We start from the raw sequence: 25,111 nt of genomic DNA, 5'->3' as shown, positions 1-25,111 counted from the left end.
GGCAACCTCGACTATGGCCGCGTGATCGCGACGCCCGACATGATGGGCATCGTCGGCCGCCTCGGCAAGGTGCTGGGCCCCAAGGGCCTGATGCCGAACCCGAAGCTCGGCACCGTCACCCCCAACGTCGCAGACGCGGTCAAGGCGGCAAAGGCTGGCCAGATCGAATTCCGCGTCGAAAAGGCCGGCATCATCCACGGCGGCATCGGCAAGATGAGCTTCTCGAACGAAGCGCTGCGCGCCAACTTCGACGCGTTCGTCGATGCGATCGTCAAGGCGAAGCCTGCCGGCGCCAAGGGCAAGTACCTGCGCAAGGTCGGTCTGTCCTCGTCGATGGGCCCCGGCCTCAAGGTCGACGTGGCGGAAGTCCACGGCGGCTGATCCAGCCGGATCGCTTCAATACAAAGGGCCGGGAGGGGAAACCTTCCCGGCCCTTTGCGTTTCCACAGCCCTCTCCCCTTCAGGGAACAGGGAACTGCCTCAGCGCCCCTTCGTGAGCGGCGAGGCATAGTCGGGATCGTGCGCAAACGGCAGCGGCGCGCCCTCGCGCAGCGCCGCCAGCACGGCGGCAAAGTCGGTCCGGCAGCGGAAGCCCAACTCCGCCTCGGCCAATGAGGGATCGTAGACCCGCCCCAGGCTCTTGGGCAGCTGCCAGCCCCGCGCGGCAAACAGCGCCTCGGCATCGGGGAACCGTTCCCGGATGAGCGCGGCAGCATCCTGCTTCAGCGCCGCCGCATCCTCGCGCGCGAACGGCGGCGGCGCGCTCACCAGATAGAGCCCGAAGCCGACTTCGCGCACCTTCTCCAGTGCCGTCACATGTGCTGCCGCCGCATCCTCCACCGTCAGCCGCCGATGCAGGAACTCGATCGCCTTGAGGTTCTCGCCCGAAGGCCGCTTGTGTGTATCGTCATCCTCGGGGAAGAACCGCGCGGTGCGCAGCACCACGGTGGCCAGACCATGCTCGGTTGCATAGAGCCGGCACAGCCCTTCTGCTGCCAGCTTGGTCACGCCATAGATGTTGCGCGGTGCCAGCGGACCAGTCCGTTCGTCCAGCCACACCGCCTCGGACGCTTCCTCGCGCCTGATCGCCTCGCTGATCATCAGCGAGGTGGTGGACGTCATCACGAACCGGTCATGCCCCGCAATGCGCGCGGCCTCGAGCAGGTTGAGCGTGCCTGTCACGTTCACATCGATGAAGGTCTGCACCGGATAGCGCGCGATATCGGGCTTGTGCAGCGCTGCCGCGTGGATCACCGCGTCGATCCCCAACCCCATCGCCCGGTCCACCACCGCACGGCTGGCGATCGTGCCGACGACATGCGTTTCCGGGCCAGGCGCCGCATCGAGACCCGTCACCGTATGCCCGGCCGCGCGCAGCGCCGGAGCGAGAAAACGGCCGAGCCAGCCGGACGAACCGGTAAGAAGAACGCGCATCAGGAAGCCTCCTTCGCCAGATTTGCCCGCGTATAGCACTCGATCACCAGGCTGATCGCCCGTCCGTCCGCGAGCCGCAGCACCGCTTTGTGCGAAAGCACCGTTCCCGCCGGACAGCCCTCGGCTCTTCCGCGCCTGCTTTCCAGCCGCTCGCGCCGAAAGCCCAGCGGGCGCACCACCGTGCCGAAAGGCGTTCGCGACGTTTCGAGCTTGGAGTTCATCGCCGGGGTCAGCCGGGCAGGGACATACCAGTTCTTCGCGTCGGAAAGCACCGCGCCGCCGCAGCGCAGCCGCACATGGCGGAAGGCCAGCGGCTCTGCAGCGCCGACGCCGAGCGCCGTGCGGATAGTCGGTGTGGCAGCTTCGCTTGCGCCCTGCTCGGTATCCGCGACGATCTCGGCCGGCGCCGCAATCCGCTGCGCCGCGCACCACTGGCCCAGCGCGGCCGTCGCGCTGTCATGGGCTGCCAGCGTGCGCTCGAAGCGTGTGAGCGTTGGCGAGCAGGCAGGTAGCATGAACGCAAGGCCTGCTGCCGCTACCAGCCGAAGGATCAGATGCCCCCCGGCACCGAGGCGCGGCCAAGCGCCGCCAGCCCGTCGACCAGCACCTGTGCGCAGGCATCGAGCTCAGCCTGATCGGTCGAGCGGATCACGAAATTCGCGCCGACCTTGCCTTCGCGGAAGAAGGGATAGCTGCCGATCTGGCAGCCCTCGTGGGTCTTTTCGGTCTCGCGCAGCAGGTCGGCCACTTCGCTTTCGGCGACCCAGCAGCCGATCGTTGCCGAAAGCAGCGGCAGGCCGCCTTCCAGCGTGCCCGTCAGCCCGTCGAGCATCTGCGCGGTGATCCCCGGCACGCCCGCCATCAGGAACACATTGCCGATCTGGATCCCCGGCGCGCCCGAAAGCCGGTTGGGGATAAGATCGGCGCCCTCCGGCACCCGCGCCATGCGCAGCCGCGCCGGATTGATGCCGCCGCGGGTCTCGTAATAGCGGGTCAGCATCGCTTCGGCCTCGGGGTGGATCACCACCGGCACGCCGAGCGCCTCAGCCACCGCATCGACGGTAATGTCGTCGTGCGTCGGCCCGATCCCGCCCGTGGTGAACAGGTAGTCGTTGCGCACGCGCAGCGCGTTCACCGCCTCGATGATCGCCGCCATGTCGTCCGGCACCACACGCACTTCGCGCAGCCGAATGCCCTGCACCCCCAGCCACGTCGCGACCTGTGCGATGTTCTTGTCATGCGTGCGGCCGGAAAGGATCTCATCGCCCACGACAATCAGCGCGGCGGTCCAGATGCGGGAAGCTTCGGTCATGCGGGAACCGATAGCGCAAACGCAGACGCGTGCAATGGGCCTTTGAGGGGATTGCGCCGGGCGGACTGGCCGCCCGCCAGTTCACAAACACCTTTCCTACACACCCTTATCGGGCGAAAGGTCACGGGCGCTCTTTGAACCGTGGTTTCCGTCGTACGCTGCACCGGGCACGCTCCTCCCGTCGCCATTGTGGCAGGGAGGCTGGCGGATAATGCCCGGCTCGGGAATAACAGACGCGCGTGTCAGTTATTCCCGAGCCGTGTTTGGCAGCGATTCTGCCTATTATTGTCAAAGATCAGTAGGTTAGTACCAAGAAGCCGGAATTGCCGGATTTCCTCTGGACCGTGTCAACTGTGTCAACCTCTGCGCCGCCTCCGCCACCCCCGCGCCTTCGCGGGAAAGACGAAGGGTAAGAGGAGAGGGACGCTACTCTGCCGGTTCGACCACCTCGCCGGCCTTTGCCGCCACCGCGCCGCTCGCCTTGGCAAAGCGCATGATGCCGTCGTCGAGCGGGTCTTCCTTGAGGTACTTGCGGTCGAACAGATAGTCCTGGTTGAGCCGCCACGGCATCGTCTTGGCGTTCTTCGGCTGGATCGAGAGCCCGCGCTGGATGTAGCCCGAGGAGAGATCGAGCGGGGTGTCGGCCTCGAGCGCGCTTTCGTCGGTGAGCACAGGCGTCGCGCTGTCCGCGCCCACTTTCTTCATGTGGTTGAGCAGGCGGCAGACGAAATCGGCGTCGATATCGGCGCGCAAGGTCCACGAGGCGTTGAGGTAGCCGAAGACCTGCGCGAGGTTGGGCAGGTTCGAATACATGCAGCCCTTGTAGTACCAGCGCTCGTTCATCCGCACCGGCTGGCCGTCCATGCCGAGGGCGATCTTGCCGGCCATGGCGAGGGCGAGACCGGTGGCGGTGACGATCACGTCGCAGTCGAGCCGCTTGCCGGACTTGAGCTGGATGCCCTGCGCATCAATGCGCTCGATATTGTCGGTGATGATCTCCGCCTTGCCCGCCTTCATCGCATGGAACAGGTCGCCATCGGGCACGAGGCACAGGCGCTGCTCCCATGGGTTGTAGGGCGGGGTGAAGGTGGCGGGATCGTACTTCGGGCCGAGCGCTTCCTGAAGCTTCTTGGTCAGGAAGTCCTTGACCTTCTGGGGCTGATTGCGCGCCCGCTTGTAGACCATGTCCTGCATGAACACGTTCTTGAAGCGCGTGATCCGGTAGGCGAGCTTATCCGGCAGGAACTTGCGCAGCGTGTTGGCGATGGCATCGCGCGCCGGGCGGATCGCGTACCAGGTCGGCGTCCGCTGCAGCATCGTGACGTGTGCCGCTTTCTGCGCCATCGCGGGCACGATGGTGACGGCGGTTGCGCCGGAGCCGATCACGACGACGCGCTTGCCGGTGTAGTCGAAGTCTTCGGGCCAGAACTGCGGGTGGATGATCGTGCCGGCAAAGTCGTCACGGCCCGGGATCGCAGGGTCGTAGGGCGTGTCATAGTCGTAGTAGCCCGAGCCGAGATAGAGGAACCGCGCGGTGGTGCGGCTTCGCTGGCCGTCGGCGGCTTCGGTGGTGATTACCCACCAGGCGTTGCCGCTTTCCCAGTTGGCGGAGACGACTTTGGTCTCGAAGCGGATGTGCTGGCGGATGCCGCGTTCGGTGGCGATGCGGTTGAGGTACTCGAGGATCGATGGCCCGTCAGCGATGGACTTCTCATGCTTCCACGGCTCGAAGATGAAGCCGAGGGTATGCATGTCGCTGTCCGAGCGGACGCCGGGGTAGCGGAACAGGTCCCAGGTGCCGCCAAGCTGGGGGCGGCGCTCGAACAGGGCGTAGGTGCGGTCGGGGCAGAGCATCTGCATGTGCGCGGCCATGCCGATGCCGGAAAGGCCGGCGCCGATGATCGCGACATCGATGTCCGGCTGCCCGGCGCGCCGCGTGTCCTCGAAACCCATGCTGTCCTCCACTGTTATTGACATGCATGATAGCAGTCGGCGGCATGATTGCCAGTCTGTTTAGGCGGGCAGTTAAACGCGGCGATTGCGCTTTTGCCGGCTCGGCGACACAAGGGCAGCCATGCCGATCATCGCCGCGCGCCGCTATACCGAGGGGAGGCCCGACCCGGCCGATCTTGCGCTGACCGGTCAGCCGGTGGCCGAGGCAGCGCTGCCGCGCGGATGTTTCGACTGGATCGGGCTTGCCGATCCCACGGCCGAGGAAATGGACCGCATCGCGTGCCAGTTCAGGCTCCATCCGCTGGCGGTTGAAGACGCGCTGAACCCGCGGCAACTGCCCAAAGTCGATATCTATGGTCAGCAGTTGTTTGTCGTGGCGCGCACCGCAATGATGACGGCTGACGATACGATCACCTACGGGCAGACCGCCGTGTTCCTCGGCGCGCAGTTCATCGTGACGGTGCGGGTGGGTTCGGCGCGCGCGCACGCCGACCTGCGCCGCGCGCTGGAAGCGGATAGCGACCACCTCGCCGAGGGTGCCGACTATGTGCTCCATGCCGTGCTCGATTTCATCGTCGATGGCTATCTTCCGATCGCCGACCAGTTCGAGGAAGTCGCGCATAGCATCGAGGAATCGGCGATCGACCAGTTCCCCGATCCGGCCACGATCCGCCGCATCTTCCGCCTGCGCCGCGAGCTCAGGCGGTTCGAGCGGATCATCGGGCCGATGGAGGAGATGACGCAGCGTCTGGCCGAAGCAGACCTGCCGGTGATCGACCCTTCGGCGCGCATCTGGTTCCGCGACGTGCTCGATCATGTGCGGCGCGCGATGGCGCGGATGGAGGGCCTCAAGGAAACACTGGCGGCGGCGGTGGAAACCGCGGGCCTGCTCGAACAGCACCGGCAGGGAATGATTACGCGCCAGCTGGCGGCGTGGGCGGCTATCCTCGCAGTGCCGACGGCGATCGCGGGCATCTACGGCATGAACTTCGATTACCTGCCCGAACTGCACTGGCGATGGGGCTATCCGATGGTCTGGGCTCTCATCATCACCATCTGCGGCGGGCTGCTCTGGCGGTTCCGGCGGATCGGCTGGCTGTAGTTCAAGGTTCGATCCTGCCCGCCCCGAGCAGCTGCGCGTTCAAGGTGCCGCCAGCGAACATCATCTCGTCGAGCGCGGCGAGAACATGGTCTTCTGACGCCCGTCCCGGGCTTGCGGTGTCTTCCAGAACGCGCTGGGAAATCCGGCGCATCAGCTCTTTGATAAAGGCCGCACTGACACCATCGGTCCGGTCGATGATCCGCTCCAGCACAGCCGGCAAGAAATGTAGACCGCCGCTGTAGAGCAGGGCCAGCTTGCGCCTGCCATCTGCATCGGGCAGCGGAAACTCGATCGCCTGATCGATGCGCCCGGGCCGGCCGGCCAGCGCCTGTTCGAGATGCTCGGGCCGATTGGTGGTGAGCACGAAGAAGATGTCTGAGTCCGGGCGCAGCCCGTCCATTTCGTTGAGCAGCTTGTTGAGCAGGATTTCCTCGCCGCCGCTGCGCATGTCGGCCCGATTGCGCGCGACGAGATCGGCGTCCTCGATCACGAGGATTGCGGGCTGGAGCAGGCGGGCGAGCCCAAAGTATTCGTTCAACAGACCCACCTGATCGGAAGTGACCAGCAAAGTGGTGTGGCCGGGCAGGCTGCTGGCGATGTAGCGGATCGTATGCGTCTTGCCGGTGCCGGGTGGGCCATAGAACAGGAGGCCTTTCTTGGTGGGCTGACCGATCGCGCGAAGCCGCTCGCGCAGCTTTGCAAACTCGATGACATTGCGGTCGAGCAGCGCAAGCGTCTGCTCCGGGAGGATAACGTCTTCGCGCGCCACGGGCGGCAAGCGGTAGACGGTGACGCCGGTAGCCATGCCCTGCCACTGGTTCTCAGCCTCGAGCGAGAGCACTTTGCCGCGATAGGATTCGGCCTTCTCGATGACCTTCTCGATCTCGCGGAAGTAGTGCGAGACCAGTTCGGCACCGCTCTGGCCGCTGGGTACGGCGATCTCGATCCTCACGCTCTCGGTGCCGCCATGCCCGGTTTCCTGCGAGACGATGGCGCAATGCCGCACCCCTTCATGGTCAAGCAGCCAAAGCGCGGTTCCGACACAGCGGCGGGGGGTCTCCTCGCCGATGTCGAGATCCGAAAACTGCACGGGCGCGATCACCTTGGCGGAATGGCCGGTCTCCCAGAGATCTGCAAAATCGACCGACTCATAGCGATAGCCAGACTTGATCCCCAATTGCCGGACCGCTGCTTGATCGAGAACGCGATCAAAGGCGAGCTGCAGGTCTGCCCGCATCCGCGCGGGAAAGGTTCGAACCGACGATTCGATCTCGCTCAGACTGATGGAGCCGAAATGCCAGGCGAGCACTTCGTGGGTGAATTTGAACTGCGCAGTGGCGACGCCCTCGGCAAGGTGCGCCGTCGCTGCGATGATGCAGGCGTCGCATAGCGCCTTGCCCTCGCTGCGATACAGCGAGCGGGCATGTGCGGCCGGCTTGGCGCAGAGCGTGCAGGTTTCCTGGCCCACTGCTTCGCTGCCGGTGGGGGTGGAGCGCATCAGCACGAGCGAATGGCCGGCGCTCTCGATCCGCTCCCGCGCGGCCGCCACCAGCACGTCGGCCACGCCACGGGGCCACAGTCCGCAATCGCCTTCGCCATAGTGGTGGGCCGTCGTCCCGATCAATTGAGCGTCAATCGGCGAGCGGCCAAAGACCGTCTGCAACAGATCAACGACGAACGGGTATGGGGTGTTCTGATCGTTGATGATCTTGATCTGAACGAGATCGGGAACGATTTGGTCGGTCATAAAGCCCCATGAACGCTGCTGCAATACTGCCTATTCGAGCAGTAAATGCGCAATGCTTGTTGCAGCGTTAAGGCAGGAGCTTCCAGTCGATTGGTGCCGTGCCCTGCTCCGCCAGAAACGCATTGGCGCGGCTGAAGTGGCGGCAGCCGAGGAAACCGCGGTGGGCTGAAAGCGGACTGGGGTGCGGGGCTTCGAGGATCAGGTGCGGGCCGCCACTGGCTTCGCGGATCAGCGCGGCCTTGGCGCGGGCATGGCTGCCCCAGAGGAGGTAGACGCAAGGCGTGCTGCGCTGTGCCACGGCGCGGATCGCGGCATCGGTGAATACTTCCCACCCCTTGCCCTGATGCGAGCCGGCCGCTCCCGCCTCGACCGTGAGCACCGTATTGAGCAGCAGCACGCCGCCCTTCGCCCATGCCTCGAGGCAGCCATGCGCTGGCCGCGCAAGGCCGAGGTCGGCTTCCTGTTCCTTGAAGATGTTAAGCAGGCTTGGCGGGATCGGAACGCCGCGCGGCACCGAGAAGGCAAGGCCATGCGCCTGTCCCGGCCCGTGATAGGGGTCCTGCCCCAGAATCACGGCTCGAACCTGCGGCAGAGGCGTGTGCGCAAGTGCGGCAAGCCGCGTTCCGGCGGGAGGATAGATGCGCCTACCGGAAGCTTCCTCGGCGCGGAGAAAACCGCCCAACGCACGCAAAGGGCGGCTCGTCAGCACGCTTTCCAGCGGGCCGCGCCATGTTTCGGGGATAACGGTGGCTGTCATACTACGCGCAGCGTAAACCTTTTGCTGCAGTGCGGGAATACCATTTGCAAGGGGGTACTTCCCCTTGCTATCCGCCCCTACGTACTTTTGGCTGTGTACGCGGGGATTTCGGTATGAAGATCGCAATGGTGGGCTCCGGCTACGTCGGACTGGTATCGGGTGCCTGCTTCGCCGATTTCGGCCATGACGTGGTTTGCATCGACAAGGATGCGAGCAAGATCGACCGGCTGGTTGCCGGGGTGATGCCGATCTACGAACCCGGACTTGCCGAACTGGTGGCCGGCAACGTGCAGGCTGGCCGGCTGTCGTTCTCGACCGATCTGGCGGCTTCGATTGACGGTGCACAGGCGATCTTTATCGCCGTCGGTACGCCGTCGCGGCGCGGCGATGGCCATGCCGACCTCTCCTATGTCTATGCGGTCGCGCAGGAAATCGCGGACGGGCTGACCGGTCCGGCCGTGATCGTGACCAAGTCGACGGTGCCGGTCGGAACGGGCGATGAAGTGGAGCGGATCATCCGCGAACGGGCGCCGGACGCAAAGTTCGCCGTCGTTTCCAACCCCGAGTTCCTGCGCGAGGGCGCCGCGATCGGCGATTTCAAGCGGCCTGACCGCATCGTCGTCGGGGCCGAGGAAGAGTGGGAGCGCGGCGTGATGACCGAGGTCTATCGCCCGCTGTTCCTCAACAAGGCGCCGCTGCTTTTCACCGGGCGGCGCAGCAGCGAACTCATCAAGTACGCCGCCAACGCGTTTCTCGCGACCAAGATCACCTTCATCAACGAGATGGCGGACCTGTGCGAGAAAGTGGGCGCTGACGTGCAGGATGTCGCACGCGGGATCGGTCTCGACAACCGCATCGGCTCGAAGTTCCTCCATGCCGGGCCGGGCTATGGCGGCAGCTGCTTCCCCAAGGACACGCTAGCGCTGCTCAAGACCGCCGAGGACTATGCGAGCCCGGTGCGGATCGTCGAGGCGGTGGTGCGCACCAACGATACCCGCAAGCGCGCCATGGGCCGCAAGGTGATCGAAGCCATGGCCGAAGCTGGCGTGGGCGAGCCGCGTGGTCGGCGCATTGCGCTCCTCGGCCTCACCTTCAAGCCCAATACCGATGACATGCGCGATGCGCCCTCGATCGCGATTGTCCAGGCGCTGCTCGATGTGGGCGCGCAGATCGTGGCCTACGATCCGGAAGGCATGGCAGCGGCAGCTCCTCTGATGCCAGAGGTGACCATGGCGAAGAGCGCGTATGAAGCGGTCACCGGTGCTGATGCCGTTGTACTCGTGACCGAATGGGACGCTTTCCGCGGTATCGACCTCGAGCGGGTCGGCCAGCTGGTGAGCAGCCGCGTGCTGGTCGACCTGCGCAACGTCTACAATCCCGATGAAGTGCGCGGCGCCGGATGGCACTATAGCAGCGTCGGACGCACGTAACGCTTGGCATCGCGCCGATTCCCGCGCTTGCCGCCACTGCGGCGAAGGCCTAAGCGGAGCGAATGGCTGTTTACCTTCATGAAGAAGACTTGCCCGAAGGCGTGCTCGCGCCGGGGCCGGTTGCTGTCGATACAGAAACCATGGGGCTCGTCACCCCGCGTGACCGGCTCTGCTTGCTGCAGATATCCGATGGGCATGGTGACGAGCATCTGGTGCGCTTTGCGGCCGGGAGCAGCTACGCCGCCCCCAATCTGCGCGCCGTGCTCGCCGATCCTGCGCGGCTGAAGCTGTTTCACTTCGCGCGATTCGACCTCGCCGCGATCCACTACTACCTCAAGGTGATGGCTGCTCCGGTGTTCTGCACCAAGATTGCCTCGAAGCTGGTACGCACCTACACCGACCGCCACGGCCTCAAGGAACTGGTGCGCGAGCTGCTCGGCAAGGAGATTTCCAAGCAGCAGCAATCGAGCGACTGGGGTGCACCGACGCTGAGCGACGCGCAGCAGGACTATGCCGCGTCCGACGTACGCTATCTCCATGCGATGCATCTGATCTTCGTCGAGAGGCTGGCACGCGAAGGGCGTACCGACGTGGCGCAGGCCTGCTTCGAGTTCCTGCCGACGCGAGCTCTGCTGGACATTGCCGGCTGGGCAGACCGCGACATCTTCAGCCACGAGTGAGAGCTTGCAGGTGACATTGACCAGATGCCCGGGACAATGACGCAGAAGGCCGACAACCTGCGCGGTCGCCGCCAGCATTTCGCTGCGCCCGGCGGCTTCCATGATCGCATGGTCCGGATGGTGGCGATGGGCATGCCCGCGCTGATCGGGGCCCTGCTTGCGGTTCTGGTGATTGCGCCGTTTTCCCCGCGCGGTGAAATCAGCTTCCTGCTCGATCGCAACAAGGTGGCGATGGTCAATGACCGGCTGCGTGTGGTCAGCGCGATGTACCGCGGACAGGACGATTCCGGGCGGAACTTTTCGGTCACCGCGGGAAGCGCGGTGCAGCATTCGGAAAAGCGCGACGAGGTCGAGATGCGCGACATCACCGCGCGTGTCATGCTGACCGACGGGCCGGCCAGCCTTACGACGGGCGCGGGCATCTACGATTTCGCCAAGCAGAAGATCGACGTGCCGACCCCGGTCAACTTCGAGACGTCCGACGGCTATCGGATGATCACCGGCGGTGCCGATATCGACATCGGCAAGCGGCTCCTCGTCAGCCAGGGGCGGGCGGAAGGCCGCATTCCTGCTGGCACTTTCTCGGCCGACAGGATAAGCGCGGATCTTGAGGCGCGTACCATCACGCTCGATGGCCACGCCCGCCTGACGATGGAGCCAGGCAAGCTGAAGATGCCATGATGACGTTGATCGAAGCCCTCAAGGCCGGCCGGCCGCTACGATCCTTTGCGATCGGTTTCGGCGCGAGCGCCGCCCTTGTCGCGGGCGCGCAGCATCTTTCGGCGCAGGCCATCGCTGCGCACAACAGCAAGGCACCGGTCAACTACGCGGCTGACCGCATCGAGCTTCAGGACAAGCAGAACCGCGTTGTTCTGTCCGGCAGCGTCGACATTACCCAGGCCGATCTCACCATGAAGGCTGCACGGACCACGGTGGCCTATACCGATACCGGATCGCTGCAGATCCAGCGTATCGAAGCCACCGGCGGCGTCGTCGTCACGCGTGGAAGTGAACGCGCCAGCGGCGATGTTGCTGTGTACGACTTCGATCGCAAGCTCATCACGATGGCAGGAAATGTTGCACTGCGACGTGGAAGCGACACACTCAATGGCGGACGCTTGGTGATCGACCTCACTACCGGCATTTCGAACATCGATGGCCGGGCCTCTGGCGGTTCCTCTGCAGGATCCGGGCCGCAACCGAGTCGCGGAAATGGGCGGGTCAGCGGCAGTTTCACCGTGCCAAAGACCTAAACGCGATCCTGGCCGGGGTAACGCCTTGGCGAGGTAAGCCGAGAGATTGAAGCGCAGTGCGCATTCCGCTTGCCTTGCGCCGCACTGCAGCTAGACGTTTCGCATCGGCACAATAGCGTAGGTATGTTTACATGCTCAGCGGACAAGGCAAGGTTGCACTTATCACCGGCGTCACCGGGCAGGACGGGGCCTACCTCGCTCGGCTCCTGCTCGAGAAGGGGTATGTCGTCCACGGCATGAAGCGCCGTTCGTCTTCCTTCAACACGGGAAGAATCGAGGATATCTACGAAGATCCGCACGTCCCGCACCAGAAGTTTCACCTCCATTACGGTGATTTGACGGATGCGACGAACCTGATCCGCCTCGTGCAGGAGGTCCAGCCGGACGAGATCTACAACCTGGCTGCACAAAGCCATGTGCAAGTTTCGTTCGAGACACCCGAGTACACGGCGAACGCCGACGCGATCGGCACGCTTCGCCTGCTTGAGGCGATTCGCATTCTGCGTCTCGAAGGCAAGACGAGATTCTACCAAGCCTCCACTTCCGAGCTTTATGGTCTGGTGCAGGAAGTACCGCAGCGGGAGACGACGCCGTTCTATCCGCGCTCGCCTTATGGCGTGGCGAAGCTTTACGGTTACTGGATCGTGGTCAACTACCGCGAGGCCTATGGCATCCATGCCTCGAACGGGATTCTGTTCAACCATGAAAGTCCGCTGCGCGGCGAGACTTTCGTGACCCGCAAGATCACCCGGGCGGCTGCGGCCATCGCGCTGGGCCGCCAGGAAAAGCTTTACCTCGGCAACCTCGATGCCAAGCGCGACTGGGGCCATGCCCGCGAATACGTGCGCGGCATGTGGATGATGCTGCAGCAGGACGAGCCTGACGATTACGTGCTGGCGACCGGCGAGACGACCGAAGTCCGCGAGTTCGTGCGCTGGGCCTTCGAGGATGTCGGCATCGAGATCGAATTTACCGGAGAAGGTGCTGCCGAGAAGGGCCATTGCAAGAAGACCGGCAAATGCCTTGTTGAGGTCGATCCGCGTTACTTCCGTCCGACCGAAGTCGATCTCCTGATTGGCGATCCGACCAAGGCGAATCAGAAGCTGGGTTGGACCCACGAGACGTCGGCCCGTGAGCTGGCGCGTGAAATGGTCCTGTCCGACCTTGAAACCATGCGTGACGCCCCCATCGCCAAGGACGCCTGACATGTCAGGAACTTTCGATCTGGCCGGCAAGCGTGTCTACGTCGCCGGGCACCGCGGCATGGTCGGCTCGGCCGTCGTGCGGAGACTGGCACAGGAGAATTGCACGGTGCTGACGGCAAGCCGTGCGCAAGTCGATCTGCGCGAGCAGGCGGCGGTTCGCGCATGGTTTGCGGCAGAGAAGCCGGATGTCGTGGTGCTCGCCGCCGCGAAGGTCGGCGGAATCTATGCCAACGACACCTATCCGGCAGAGTTCCTCTACGACAACCTCATGATCGAGGCGAATATCATCGAGGCTGCCCGGACCCAGGGCGCGGCCAAGCTGCTGTTCCTCGGCTCTTCGTGCATCTACCCCAAGTTCGCCGAGCAGCCGATCGTCGAGGAATCGCTCCTTACCGGGCCGCTGGAGCCGACCAACGAATGGTATGCGGTGGCCAAGATCGCCGGGATCAAGCTGTGCCAGGCCTATCGCCGACAGTACGGCTGTGACTTTATCTCGGCGATGCCGACCAATCTCTATGGTCCCGGCGACAACTACGACCTTGCCAACAGCCACGTGATGCCCGCGCTGATTCGCAAGGCTCATGAGGCCAAGCTGGCCGGGGCTGACAGCATCACGATCTGGGGCACTGGCACCCCGCGCCGCGAGTTCCTGCATGTCGATGATCTGGCCGATGCCAGCGTATTCCTGCTGAAGTCCTATTCGGATGATGGCCATGTCAATGTCGGTTCCGGCACTGACATCACCATCGGCGAGTTGACCGAGTTGGTTTGTGGGGTGGTCGGTTTTCAAGGCCGGATCGAACGGGATCTGACCAAGCCGGATGGAACGCCACGCAAGCTGATGAGCAGCGACAAGCTGCTCGGCATGGGTTGGGCGCCTTCGATTGGCCTGTCTGACGGCGTTGCTTCCGCATATCGGGATTACGTCGCTGGAAACCTAAAGCAGGCGTTGGCCTGAGTTTCGATCCCGAATCGCAGTTAAGAGAGGTAGGCCGGGGTGAAGCTGCTGATTCTAGGGCTGAATTATGCGCCGGAACCGGTTGGGATCGGCCCCTACACAACTGGCCTCGCCGAGGAGATGGCATCGCGCGGTCATCAGGTCGAGGTGGTTGCCGGCAAACCCTATTATCCGCAATGGCGCCCTTATGCGGGCCAGCCTAAAGGACGCACGGACACCGTCGAGAATGGGGTCAACGTTACAAGGGTGCCGCACTATGTTCCGGCGACGCCCAACGGATCGCGTCGTCTTCTTCATCACGCGAGTTTTGCGCTGTCTGCGAGTGCGCCGATGATGGCAGCGGCCCGCCAAAATCCTGACCTGGTCCTAGCGATTGCGCCCTCTTTGATGTCTGTGCCCATAGCTGCGCGTGCCGCAGGACGCGCCCATGCTCCGCTCTGGGTCCACATCCAGGATTTCGAAGTTGAGGCCGCCTTTGCGACCAATCTTGTCAAAGGGGGCGGACCGGTAGAGCGATGCGCGCGGGCGGTCGAACATCGTATCCTCCAGTCAGCCGCGCGGGTCTCCACGATCAGTCCGCAAATGTGCGCCAAACTGATCGAAAAGGGCGTCCCCCCGGAACGCATCTATGAGCTGCGGAACTGGAGTAACGCAACGTTTGCGCCCAACGACACTCATGGTGCTGCCTATCGCCAGGAGTGGGGCATCGGTGATCGCAAAGTCGCACTTTACTCTGGAAACATTGCCAACAAGCAAGGCATCGAGATCGTAATCGAAGCGGCGCAATTGCTTCGCCACCGCTCGGATCTGGTCTTTGTGATCTGTGGTGAAGGCCCCAATCGGATCAGGCTGGCACAGATGGCCGAGGGCCTCGCAAACGTCCAGCTTCATGATCTGCAGCCAGCCGAACGCATGGGCGATTTGCTTTCGCTTGCATCCCTGCACCTGCTTCCTCAGATACCGGGTGCTGCCGACCTCGTCCTGCCCTCCAAACTTACCAACATGCTGCAATCCGGGCGTCCGGTGATCGCTACCGCCGATCCGGGAACCGGGCTCTACGCGGAAGTGGATGGATGCGGACGACTGGCTGCGCCGGGCGACGCTCAAGCGCTTGCGGATGCAATCATCAGTCTCATTGACGATGAGGCAGCCCGACTTGAGTTAGGTCAGGCCGCCCTTGTGCGAGCAAGAGAGCGTTGGGGCCGCAAGTCCATTCTCGATTCCCTCGAGAGTGCAATTCAGGAGTTGGTACGCGGCAGGTCGACCGGTGCCTAAAGCCGGAGGGATTTGGTGATCTTGTGCGGCGGACATCGCGCTGCCCGGAACCGCTGCTGCGTATTCCTGGGGACACCGTCAGCATCTGTACACTGTCGTGCATCCATGATGCCGCAATCCGGTGGCCGGCAATTGAAGGTGCGACAAGGATGACAAGCACGACGACATTCCGGCTGATGGTCAAACTGATACTGGCCCCATTGCTGTTTCTCCCCTGCACCGTCGCGCGCCCATCCGAATACCGGCTTGTCGCCGCCTCAGGCCACGCGGGCTCACCGCTCGACACCGGCAGCCCGGGGTTCGGCGCCGATGGCACAACGTACCTGCGCGATGAAAAGCAGCTGATCGTCTTGCGAAACGGGACCCAGGTTGCGGCGATGGATTTCGAGAAGCTGGCCGAGGTCGCGATCAACCGCGACATTCCCGATGTCGCCGGTCAATGGGATCGCCGATGGGACAGGGGCTTCATGAATGACAAGTCCGTCGTGTCCGATGCCTCGGGCAGGCTCTATACGTTGCTCATTCCGCGATATTCGAACCTCCGCAACGCCGCGCTGCTGTGGTCCGACAACGGCGGGAGGGACTGGCACGCCCTGAAGCTTCCGGGCCGCAACGCCGCGATCGAACGCCCTGACGCGTTCAATGATCATGCCGGACCACCAACAGTGCTCAGCTTTGAAAACTACGGCGGCGTGGTCGGCAAGCGGCTCTGGCTGAACCTGTTCAAGGACGTTGGCGGCGCAATCCTTCCCGATGGACCGTCGATCCTGATCAGCAGCAACAGCATTCTTGCCGGAAACCATTCGGGTGCCGCCAATTCAACCTTCACAACCAAAGGTCAGGTCTTCGTTGCTTTCAACGCCGATGACTGCTCGACCACCGGGACCAAGATCGTCGTCCGGCAAGTCGACCGGGCCAGGCACGCCTTGGTGGGTGACGAAGTCGTGCTAGGCCGCAGCCTCACGCAGGCGTGCGCCGATGGACATGACATCCCGGCGATCACAATGGGGCCAGACCGGCGTCTCATCGTCATTATCGGCGCCCATCATGCGCTATTGCAGTGGGTGCGTGCAGACGCGCAGGACTCAGCCGTTGGCGGCTGGTCTTCCGCCAGTCCGATCGGCACAAGCGGCCTCGCGAAGGGCGATGTCTTCACATATGTCAGCCTCGCCATGAGCAGCGACGGCACGCTGAACCTGATCTCGCGGCTGACCGATGCGTCGGCCCGCTATCCGCTCGTGCAGCTGCGCAAACCGTGGAACAAACCCTGGCAGCGATGGCCGGACGGCTCGATCGTTCGGCCGATAGCCGAGCCGGATCGATCACACTATTCGGCCTGGCGGCAGCGCTTGACGGTGGACAGCCTCGGGCAACTCTATCTGAATTTCCGCTATTACCCGAACATGTTGACTCGGGCCGAGGCGGCGCAGGAAGGCCTTGTGGGCACGGAAACGAAGGACTGCGGCCATGGTTTGTGCTGGTATGTGACCATGCGCGAACGGGGCGCCGTCACGCTGGTTTCAACCGACGACGGCCTTACCTGGCATTGATCTGGCGTCCGCGGCCACGACCGCGTGCTGTGGTCGCCCGACCACCGGGGGCGTAGACGGGCAAGCGACGATCCGGTCCCGGCGCACGCGCTCTTTCGCGTGTCGCACGCGTGCCGCTGCCAACCAGAGCCTGCATGGCACCGTACACGATCAGGCTGATCAGCAACGAGACGGCTAGGAAGGACGTGTCAAAACGCCACCATGCAAACCCTATCATGGCACCGATGAAGCCCCAGACCGGATCGCGCTGGCCCAACTTGCGATAGACAAGTTCGTTCGCCATGATCGCGATGACCACGAGTGACGGCCAGAACACCCATGAATTGGCGAAGGGCTCGCCGATGATGTAAGAATTCAAGGCCAGCTCGGATTTGGAGAAGTTGCGGCCAAGCAAGAGCGCAAAGGATTCGGGCCGATCGGGCCAGATCGAGCGCGGGATGATCACGCCGAGCGGACGGGTGAAATAGGCCCCGAAATCGACGCTGATATAGCTGTAGTGCTTCACCTCCCAGTTGAGCACGCTGAAGGTGAAGGACTCGAACAGGCCATTCATCGCGTCCACGAATGGCAGGGATCTGGAATTCACTTCCACAGCTTTTGCAAACGCATCCGCGAAGCCCGACAGCGAATAGCCATAATTGCTGACCTGACCTCGAAATTCCGGCCAGAGCGATCCGATATAGACACCACCAAACAACAGCACAAAGAAACCGAACAAGATGTTGTAAATTTTGTTCCACGAACCAATCAGCAAAAGAATGCCAAAATAGACAACCGTAACGCGATTGAAAGTCATCAAGAGATCCGACACACAAACAAACAGACCAATGGCGGCCAACTGGTACCGACGTTTCGGGTCACGAAGCGTGAGTATGCCCAGAATGCCGAATACCGATGTTCGGGTGAAGTTTGAGAAGTACTTGATGATGACGTAGATCGGGCTCTCGGAGAGAAGCGTAGAGGTCGCCTGATACCAGTGCTCGCCATCGGCGACGCCAGCTCGATAGAACACAAAGATGGTGGACGCGTAATAGATCACCAAATTCATGCCGAGCAACCAATGCACATAACTCCAGCGGAAGCCACGGCGATTGCCATTCCTGCGCGGGGAAGCGGGTATCTGTGCGGCAGCAGGTCCACCAACCGGTGGTATCGACATCAAAGCGGACCTTCGACGCAACATTAACGCCGGGAGATAAATCTTAAGCCCGCATACCAGCAGAGACGCGGAAAATATCACGAATGTCGTGCTGATGTCTTCGTATGGCAGATAATCTTCGATCTGAAGAAAGTTTGAACCAATGCGGCCAGATAGCAGAATGAAAAACATTGGAATCGTTATGTAATACGTCAAGCCGAGAATTACGCCGTCGATAAATTGAAGGCGTTGAACATTTATCGCCCGCAACGCCGTCGCGTTCACCATCAATATCAGGATATAAACTAATATGACGACTAGCGTTACCATGGGTCAGGGCCAGTTCTTTCGGATAACTTCATAGCGTGATACGCGCTTGCGGACGCAAGGTGTTCTCGAACATCTTCAAACAGGAACCGCCCTGCCTCCGTCCGTTCACCGTGGCGATAAGCTGAAACCCAGACCTGCTGTAGCTTTCGGGACTGGCAGTGCTGCACTGCACAAGCAGTACAGTTCGGAGCGGCGAAGTGGCAAGCATTAATGCGCGCAAGTCTGGGGAGTCGGGCATAACGCAGGCCGGAATGAGGTCCTGTCCTTGCGGCACTACCCGCGGTGTCCACTTATCAGACCCTTCCCCAAGCAGGGCAAAAGACTTGGCCATTACTCTTCCTTGAAACTGCGCGTGCGCAGGGCCTGAGCGGGATTGCCTCCGTAGATCATCCAAGGATCCATCGCCCGGACCGCTACCCCGCGCGCTGCGAGCACTGCGCCTTCGCCGACAGTGACGCCCGGCCCGACAAAGGCATCGGCAGCGACCCATGCGCGGTCATCGATCCGGATCGGCCGCAGGACCAACTGGAAGAGCGGATCCGAAACATCATGGCTGCTGGCGCAGACATGCGCGCCCTGGCTCACCACAACATTCTTGCCGATGTCGATACGGCCCTGGTTGTAGAGCCGCACTCGCGGTCCGATCAGGCTGTCATCGCCAATGGCCAGATTGCGTGGAAGCCAGACAACTGTGGAGCCGTAGATCCGTACGCGGGCACCGATATCGGCGCCGAACGCGCGCAGGATCGCGCAGCGCCACCGATGGAGCGGCGGTGGTGTCCAGCCCGCCAGCACGGCCCAGACCAGCATGAACATCGTGCGCTCGATGCGATTGCGCAGCGTGAAGAACGACTGCGTGTTGTTCTTCATGTCCCTGCGGACATCGCGCAGGCCGGTCTTGTCCGGCGATGGTTGCGAGAGGTTCATGGTCAGGCCCCAGTCCGTTGCATGATCGCAGCTTCGTGCGCCGCAATCTCCTCGGGCTCAAAGCGCCACTTGATAAAGCGGGCTGGCACGCCTGCCATGATGGCATAAGGTTCGACGTCTTTCGTGACCATCGATCCTGATCCGATCACGGCGCCGCGTCCGATGGTGATGCCCTCGATCAAGGTCACGCGCTGACCCAGCCAGACGTCGAGTCCCAAGGTGGTGACGGGACGACCGGCCTCGGGGAAGGCGAGACGGGTGGGATCGCCAACGCGGTTGTAATCATGGTCGGCGCCGACGATCTTGCAGCCGGCGGCGACCATGCAAAGGTCACCCACGACAACCGGCCCGTGCGCTTCGAAGCCGCCACCTAGATAGGCAAAGCGGCCGACCTTGCTGCCGGGCGCAATAACGAGCGATTTTCCGCGCTGCCAGTGAAAGCCCTCGCCAAGCTCGGCCAGCCGGTACTTGCGTTTGAGCCAGGGCACGAGGAACTTGCGCGCGAGCTTCTTTTGCCAACCTTCGATCTCGTTTCGGCAGCGTTCGATGATGGCATCGTTAGCGCGTTCAGGCTCGGGCAGAGCTTGCGTGACTTCCCGCTTATTGGACGACTTTCTAGGCATTGCCGGTCACTTCCAGGATCACTTGCTCGATGAGAGCGGCTTGCACATCCGGGTTCCACCGATCGTGCACCGCAGCACGGCAGTTCTGGCGCACGACCTGCCGATCGCGGCCGGCCGCCAGCCAGTCGCTGATCGCGGCGGCCAGGCTTGACGCATCATCGCACCTAAAAAGGCTGCCAGTAACGCCGTCGGTCAAGGCCTCGACCTCCGGCATCTGCTGGTCCAGATTGTCATGCGTAATCGCCGGCGTGCCGTATCCAAGGCTGTGCATCGCGGTCAGCCCGATCTTGCCCGGCGAGACCGTCAGATCGGCGTGATAGATCAACTGGCCGGTGATTTCCTCGTCATAGCATGCCCCGTAAAAGTGGACGCTGAGGCCGAGTTCCTTCGCCGAGGCCTCGAGCGGGGGCCGCTCGGGGCCATCTCCCACAAGCAGAATGTTGACCGGCTTTCCTTGCGCTTTCAGCATGTCGGCTGCCTTCAGCAGCAGATCGAACCGGCACAGCGGCGTGATCCGCGCGGTGCAGATCAGCAAGGGCAGCGATGGATCCGCAAACAACGACTGCGGACGAACGCTCGCCAGCGCTCCCGATTCGATACGGGCGACAATGCTGTCGGCGGCTTCGACATCGAGACTGTTATAGATGACGGCAATCTGGCTTTCGGGATAGCCGGCGGCAACTCCCAGGCGCTTGCCGCGTTCGGCATACAGCATCATCCGATTGGCAAGGCCGAAGTACAGATTGCGAATCCGCCGCTTCATGCCGCTTTCCGGCTTGAGCCAACCGTGCGCCCAGAATAGCACCGGGCGTCCGCGCAGCCGTGCGAGGACCGCGGCGACCCATGTCGAAACAAAATTGAGGTCGGCGAGATAGATCAGCGCGTCATAGTTTCCCGACACGGCCGCGCTGACGGCCTTGGGCTGCCACATGGCACGTCCAACCATGCGAAACGGTGCCTTGACGAAGCTGCGGAACGATTCGGGAGCCATGTGTTTGATTCCCTGGTAGGGCAAGCCACTCCCGTAGAAATCATACTGAATATTCGTTGACTTATCCATCGCTGCCACGACGGCGGAGCGATAATGCGGCCACAGGTGATAGACGACCGCTACGCGCAAAGGCCGGTCCAACGTCAATCGATCTCTCCTGAGCGCATGCTGACCGGAATTTCCGTTCATGATGGACCTTTTCCTAGCAGGGAGTCACGGGCAATCAATGGGAGGAAGCAGCTGCCCAATCCGATAGAGCCTGAATAAGACACAAGTTCTTCGACATCGAAGTCCAAAAATGCTGCAACTGCGTTAAAGACCTCAATGCGTCCGTTTGGCAAGCGTGAATGGCCATCTGTAGAGCACTACGCTGTCGACAGGCTGACGCACTGGCGGAGGTTATGCAGAGGCTCGGTCCGCGCCAAATGCCTTGCAATGCAAAAGCTTGAAGGCTCACCCCGTTCCTGCGCGGACCAGCGCACAAATTCATGTTGCATTGCAGCGCAAACCGTGCATATCCAAGCCCCGCGACAATTTCTATATATCTGAATTTGCCGCACTTTATTCAGAGGGGTGATAATGCATTGCTCTGGTGACGAGCGCGGGATGCCGCTGCTTGCGCAAGGCTGCGCTTCGCCGATGCGTTGGCCGGCCCGATCGGTCGCGCCATGAAGAAAGTGCTGTTCGCGTTCCTCGCGACGGGCGTCATGCAGTTGTCGAGTTTCGCTAGCGGCATCATGCTGGCGCGGATGCTGAGCCCTTCGCTGCGCGGCGAAGTAGCGCAGGTGATTGCGTGGTTCAGCTTCATCGTGCCGGTGATGATGCTCGGCATCAACGACAGCGTGGCTTACTTCCGCTCACGCAATCCGGCCGAAGGTACCGCCGTCTTGGCAGGCGCCTTCCTGCTGTCGATCCCGTTCATTCTGATCGCCACTCTGATGTGTATCACGGTGATCCTGACGATTTTCTCCAGCAGCAGTGCGCTGGCGATCAGCGGGGCCTGGCTGTTTCTGTTCTACGCGCCGTTCTATCAGTGGCAGCAGATCTTCTACTCCTACTTTCAGGCCGGCGCGCGCCCGGCGGTCTGGACAATCGCGCGTGTCTTGCCGGGGCTGGTCTACATCAGCGGCCTCTTTCTGGTCTGGTACAGCGGCCATGCCTCGCCGGCTAATGTGATTGCGGCGAACGTCATCAGCCTTGCAGTGACCCTGGTGGTCTGTGCTGGGATTGTCCTGCGGTCTGGCGAGCCATTCAAGATGCCAGAGACCGCGCTGATTGGCCGGGTCTTTCGCTTCGGCGTGCCGGTGATCTTCCAGCGCATCGCGATCGTCTGCCGCGACAATCTGGACCGGATGATCCTGCCCTTCTTCGTAACGGCCAGCGATCTCGGGCACTATGTGGTCGCCGGATCGATCGCCTATCTGATCTACGTGGTCGGCATGACGATCGACCTGGTCGGTTTTCCGGCGATGGCAGCGGTGAAGGACGACGATGCGCGCCGCCGCCTTGCCGAACTGTGCATTTCGATGACGTTCCTCATGCTGATCATACTGGTGACCTGCTTTGCGTTCGTGATCGAGCCGTTGGTCCTCCTGCTGTTCGGCAAGAATTATGCGGCCTCGACTGCTCTTGCCCCCTGGTTTCTGATTGCAGGCGCGGCGCAAGCGCTCCGCATCGTCGTTGGCGGGGCGTTCAAGGCCTTCAATCTCAGCGGGCCAATGATGCGGTTCGAGTTTGTCGGCTCGGTCATCATGCTGGTAGTCCTCGTCGGCGGCGGCTCGCACTTCGGTGTGTTCGCCGGCGCTCTGGCCCATATCATCAGTGCCTTTGTCTCGTTGGCCATCGCGCTCTACGCAGCGGTGCAGACGCTGAAGCTTTCACCGCGCCGGCTGATGCTGCCGAGCAAGTCCAACTTCGTGCTGATGTGGTCCATCCTGTCGCGCAACGTCAGGCCGGCCGATGCGCCGAAAGGGAACCCGACGTGATCATCGATCTGGAATTGGACTCCGCAGGTGACCGCTTCGATTGCGATATCGCGATCGTCGGTGCGGGCGCCGTCGGCATCACGATGGCGGTGGAGCTGGCGAGCAAGGGTGCCGATGTGCTGCTGATCGAGGCAGGCGGCGAACGGATGGAGTCCGCCAGCCAGGCGCTCTATCTCGCCGCACAGTCGGTCGGTCATCGGCTGCCCGGATTGCATGAAGGTCGCTATCGCCTGCTCGGCGGCACCACCAATTTCTGGGGCGGGCAGCTGGTCCCCTTCGATCCGGTGGTGTTCGAGAAGCGTGAATGGCTGCCCTACAGCGGCTGGCCCGTCACGCGTGGCGAGGTGGAACCTTATTACGAACGGGTGTTCGATGTGCTGGGCTTAGGCTGCCTGCGCACCGATGCAGAAGTCTGGCAGCGCCTCGCGGTTGATCCGCCGGCCCTTCGCGAAGGGTTGGAGTTCTTCATGACACGCTGGCTGCCAAACCCCATCCTGCCTCAGGTTTTTGCCCGGCAGTTGCGTGATGGAGCGCTGCGAACGCTTGTCCACGCCAATGTCACGCAGATCACTCCGGCGGCCGAACACGGCGCTCAAAACCACCTCGCCGTGCGTACCTTGGGCGGCAAAACGGCTACCATCAACGCGCGCCGCGTCGTGCTTGCCTGTGGCACGATCGAGATCAGCCGTTTGCTGATGCTGCCGACCGGCGGCGACAAGCCGGCGCCGTGGCATGCATCGCCGTGGCTTGGCCAAGGCTTTGTCGATCACGCCGATTGCTATGCGGGTGAGGTCATTCCGACCGACAAGGCGGCCTTCCACGCCTTGTTCGACAACATCTATCTCGACAAGTGCAAGTATCACCCGAAGATCAAATTGGGCGGGAATGCCCAGCACGAAGCCCAACTGCTGGGCATCAGCGCGCATTTCCTGTTCCTTTCGAGCATGAGCGAGCATCTTGCAAATCTCAAGATCTTCGTTCGTTCGCTCATGGGAGGGCGCAAGCCGGCCAATCTGGCCGCTGTGCCGGCCCATCTCTTCGCACTGTGGAAAGTCGCGGTGCCGCTCGCGCTGCGCTATCTCCGATCGAACCGGGCGTTCAATCCCAGCGATCGCGGGATCAAGCTGCGCCTTACCGCCGAGCAGTTCCCGAACCGTGCCAGCCGGATCAGCCTGACCAACCAGACCGATGCGCTCGGTTTGCCGATCGTCGCGGTCGACTGGCAATTGAGCGGCGAGGAGATCGAAACTTTCCTCGAATTCGGCAATCGCTTAAAACGGGAACTGGAACGGCTGGGGTTGGCCCGAATCGAACTTGATCCGCGGCTTGTGGCGCGCGATCCTGCCTTCCTCGCTACCGTGGACGATGGCTATCACCAGATGGGAGGCGCGCGAATGGGTCTGACGGAGGCTGACGGCGTGGTCGACACCAATCTGCAGGTCCACGGCGCGCACGGCATCTACGTTGCCGGCGCTGCGGTTTTCCCGTCCACCGGTTTTGCCAATCCGACCTTCACGGCCATGGCACTCGGTCTTCGCCTCGCCGATCACTTGCGGAGCGCAGCATGAAACAGGTGCCCCTGCCTGACGGCACCCCCACGTCGCAGATCGGTTTCGGCTGTGCCGCGCTTTTTGCCGGGCCCGGCCTCGAGACCGCGCGGCGCCTGGTCGGCGCAGCGCTCGACGCGGGGATCCGCCATTTCGATACGGCGCCGGCCTATGGTTCCGGAACCTCTGAAGATGCGCTTGCAGCGGCGCTGGAGGGACGAGACCACGGCGTGACAATCACGACAAAGCTCGGTCTTGCGCGACCGGCAGCCGCCGCACCTGCCTCGGCGGGCCTCAAGCTGCGCCAGTTTGCGCGCAAGGCATTGGCATTCGCGCCGGGACTGAAGGCCAAACTCGGTCAGCGCGCCTATCAGATGTCGCGGCGAACTGATTTCTCGATCGACGCGCTGGAGGCTTCGCTGGCCGATAGCCTGAAGCGCTTGCGGCGTGAGCGGGTCGACGTGCTGCTGCTTCATGAGCCCGAGCCGCATGACGTGACCGACGAGCTTGCGCGCTGGATGGAAGACAAGGTTGCGCAGGGCCGGGCCGGCACCGTCGGTTTCGGCGCGAAGCGGACGAATCTGGCAGCGGTCCTTGCGAACTGGCCCAACACGCCCTTTGTCCAGACGGACTGGTCGCCGGAAGGGCTGCCGCAGGGCGCAAGTGGAACGATGCACTTCCGTTCCTATCACGGTGCCCTGCGCAGTCGCGCTGAAGTGGGCGCCCGGATCGATGCGGATGCGGCGCTGCGGCAGCGGCTTGTTGCCCATGGGATCGACCTTGCTGCGCCCAACGCCAGCGCAGAGGCTGCACTGGCGCTTGCGCTGGGCGATAATCCCGAGGGATTGCTGCTGATCACCTCGTCCAGCCCGGAGCGGATCGCCCACGCCGCCAAGGCCGCCGCGCTCCGGTGA

General features: G+C 62.7%; 21 protein-coding genes and 2 pseudogenes. 13 read left to right on the top strand and 10 right to left on the bottom strand.

Annotation, left to right across the window (positions count from 1 at the left end):
* Positions 1–381, top strand: a pseudogene (locus Q0082_RS04370) (50S ribosomal protein L1); the annotation flags it as partial.
* 99 nt (positions 382–480) lie between these two features.
* Here Q0082_RS04370 and Q0082_RS04365 read toward each other — a convergent pair.
* The 4 genes from Q0082_RS04365 to Q0082_RS04350 all read right to left on the bottom strand — a co-directional run bounded on the left by Q0082_RS04365 (position 481) and on the right by Q0082_RS04350 (position 4,699).
* Positions 481–1,434, bottom strand: a complete 954-nt coding sequence (locus Q0082_RS04365) for an NAD(P)-dependent oxidoreductase (protein ID WP_298190327.1) — start codon at positions 1,432–1,434, stop codon at positions 481–483.
* Entirely contained in the window at positions 1,434–1,949 is a 516-nt protein-coding gene (locus tag Q0082_RS04360; RefSeq protein WP_298190325.1) for a hypothetical protein, read from the bottom strand. The genes Q0082_RS04365 and Q0082_RS04360 overlap by 1 nt, the downstream gene beginning before the upstream one ends.
* A gap of 35 nt (positions 1,950–1,984) precedes the next feature.
* Positions 1,985–2,746, bottom strand: a complete 762-nt coding sequence (locus Q0082_RS04355; RefSeq protein WP_298190323.1) for a molybdopterin-binding protein — start codon at positions 2,744–2,746, stop codon at positions 1,985–1,987.
* A 426-nt stretch (positions 2,747–3,172) separates the two neighbouring features.
* Positions 3,173–4,699: an NAD(P)/FAD-dependent oxidoreductase gene (locus Q0082_RS04350; RefSeq protein ID WP_298190321.1), complete on the bottom strand. Its 1,527-nt coding sequence runs from the start codon at positions 4,697–4,699 to the stop codon at positions 3,173–3,175.
* A gap of 121 nt (positions 4,700–4,820) precedes the next feature.
* On the opposite strand from Q0082_RS04350, the gene Q0082_RS04345 reads away from it, so the two are divergent.
* Complete coding sequence (locus Q0082_RS04345) at positions 4,821–5,801, top strand: magnesium and cobalt transport protein CorA (protein WP_298190319.1); 981 nt, start codon at positions 4,821–4,823, stop codon at positions 5,799–5,801.
* 1 nt (position 5,802) lies between these two features.
* Here the strand turns inward: Q0082_RS04345 and Q0082_RS04340 are convergent, their stop codons facing one another.
* Both Q0082_RS04340 and ung read right to left on the bottom strand, forming a co-directional pair.
* Positions 5,803–7,548, bottom strand: coding sequence for an ATP-dependent Clp protease adaptor ClpS (locus Q0082_RS04340; protein ID WP_298190317.1), 1,746 nt, complete (start codon positions 7,546–7,548; stop codon positions 5,803–5,805).
* Positions 7,549–7,615: 67 nt separating this feature from the next.
* A complete protein-coding gene (ung, locus tag Q0082_RS04335; RefSeq protein WP_298190314.1) occupies positions 7,616–8,305 on the bottom strand; it encodes a uracil-DNA glycosylase in 690 nt (229 codons plus the stop codon).
* Between the two features lie 113 nt (positions 8,306–8,418).
* On the opposite strand from ung, the gene Q0082_RS04330 reads away from it, so the two are divergent.
* From Q0082_RS04330 to Q0082_RS04295, 8 genes are all read left to right on the top strand, one after another.
* Complete coding sequence (locus Q0082_RS04330; RefSeq protein WP_298190312.1) at positions 8,419–9,735, top strand: UDP-glucose/GDP-mannose dehydrogenase family protein; 1,317 nt, start codon at positions 8,419–8,421, stop codon at positions 9,733–9,735.
* Between the two features lie 62 nt (positions 9,736–9,797).
* Positions 9,798–10,415 carry a ribonuclease D gene (locus Q0082_RS04325; RefSeq protein ID WP_298190310.1) on the top strand — a complete coding sequence of 206 codons (618 nt, stop codon included), beginning with the start codon at positions 9,798–9,800 and terminating at the stop codon, positions 10,413–10,415.
* 36 nt (positions 10,416–10,451) lie between these two features.
* Positions 10,452–11,096, top strand: a complete 645-nt coding sequence (locus Q0082_RS04320; protein ID WP_298190308.1) for an LPS export ABC transporter periplasmic protein LptC — start codon at positions 10,452–10,454, stop codon at positions 11,094–11,096.
* Positions 11,096–11,668 (top strand): LptA/OstA family protein, encoded by a 573-nt coding sequence (locus tag Q0082_RS04315; RefSeq protein WP_298190343.1) that lies wholly within the window; start codon positions 11,096–11,098, stop codon positions 11,666–11,668. Before Q0082_RS04320 ends, Q0082_RS04315 begins: the two co-directional genes overlap by 1 nt.
* 131 nt (positions 11,669–11,799) lie before the next feature.
* Positions 11,800–12,873 carry a GDP-mannose 4,6-dehydratase gene (gene gmd / locus Q0082_RS04310; protein WP_298190306.1) on the top strand — a complete coding sequence of 358 codons (1,074 nt, stop codon included), beginning with the start codon at positions 11,800–11,802 and terminating at the stop codon, positions 12,871–12,873.
* A 1-nt stretch (position 12,874) separates the two neighbouring features.
* Complete coding sequence (locus tag Q0082_RS04305; RefSeq protein ID WP_298190304.1) at positions 12,875–13,831, top strand: GDP-L-fucose synthase; 957 nt, start codon at positions 12,875–12,877, stop codon at positions 13,829–13,831.
* 39 nt (positions 13,832–13,870) lie between these two features.
* Positions 13,871–15,106 carry a WcaI family glycosyltransferase gene (locus Q0082_RS04300; RefSeq protein ID WP_298190302.1) on the top strand — a complete coding sequence of 412 codons (1,236 nt, stop codon included), beginning with the start codon at positions 13,871–13,873 and terminating at the stop codon, positions 15,104–15,106.
* A 149-nt stretch (positions 15,107–15,255) separates the two neighbouring features.
* Complete coding sequence (locus Q0082_RS04295; RefSeq protein WP_298190300.1) at positions 15,256–16,656, top strand: hypothetical protein; 1,401 nt, start codon at positions 15,256–15,258, stop codon at positions 16,654–16,656.
* On the opposite strand, the gene Q0082_RS04290 is transcribed toward Q0082_RS04295, so the two are convergent.
* From Q0082_RS04290 to Q0082_RS04275, 4 genes and pseudogenes are all read right to left on the bottom strand, one after another.
* A complete protein-coding gene (locus Q0082_RS04290; protein ID WP_298190298.1) occupies positions 16,643–18,082 on the bottom strand; it encodes a hypothetical protein in 1,440 nt (479 codons plus the stop codon). The genes Q0082_RS04295 and Q0082_RS04290 overlap by 14 nt on opposite strands.
* Positions 18,083–18,454: 372 nt before the next feature.
* Positions 18,455–19,051, bottom strand: coding sequence for a putative colanic acid biosynthesis acetyltransferase (locus tag Q0082_RS04285; protein ID WP_298190295.1), 597 nt, complete (start codon positions 19,049–19,051; stop codon positions 18,455–18,457).
* A gap of 44 nt (positions 19,052–19,095) precedes the next feature.
* Positions 19,096–19,275: pseudogene (locus Q0082_RS04280) on the bottom strand (type B chloramphenicol O-acetyltransferase); the annotation flags it as partial.
* 391 nt (positions 19,276–19,666) lie between these two features.
* Positions 19,667–20,854, bottom strand: a complete 1,188-nt coding sequence (locus Q0082_RS04275; protein ID WP_298190292.1) for a glycosyltransferase family 4 protein — start codon at positions 20,852–20,854, stop codon at positions 19,667–19,669.
* 479 nt (positions 20,855–21,333) lie between these two features.
* On the opposite strand from Q0082_RS04275, the gene Q0082_RS04270 reads away from it, so the two are divergent.
* The 3 genes from Q0082_RS04270 to Q0082_RS04260 are packed head-to-tail and all read left to right on the top strand — an operon-like array spanning position 21,334 to position 25,111.
* Complete coding sequence (locus Q0082_RS04270) at positions 21,334–22,650, top strand: oligosaccharide flippase family protein (RefSeq protein ID WP_298190289.1); 1,317 nt, start codon at positions 21,334–21,336, stop codon at positions 22,648–22,650.
* On the top strand, positions 22,647–24,218 hold the full coding sequence (locus tag Q0082_RS04265) for a GMC family oxidoreductase (protein WP_298190287.1): 1,572 nt from the start codon (positions 22,647–22,649) through the stop codon (positions 24,216–24,218). The genes Q0082_RS04270 and Q0082_RS04265 overlap by 4 nt, the downstream gene beginning before the upstream one ends.
* A complete protein-coding gene (locus Q0082_RS04260) occupies positions 24,215–25,111 on the top strand; it encodes an aldo/keto reductase (protein ID WP_298190285.1) in 897 nt (298 codons plus the stop codon). Before Q0082_RS04265 ends, Q0082_RS04260 begins: the two co-directional genes overlap by 4 nt.

This window comes from Novosphingobium sp. (genome assembly GCF_027489515.1).
Taxonomy (GTDB): domain Bacteria; phylum Pseudomonadota; class Alphaproteobacteria; order Sphingomonadales; family Sphingomonadaceae; genus Novosphingobium.
The sequence above is the reverse complement of the archived record's forward strand: the minus strand, read 5'-3'. Positions and strand labels throughout refer to the sequence as shown.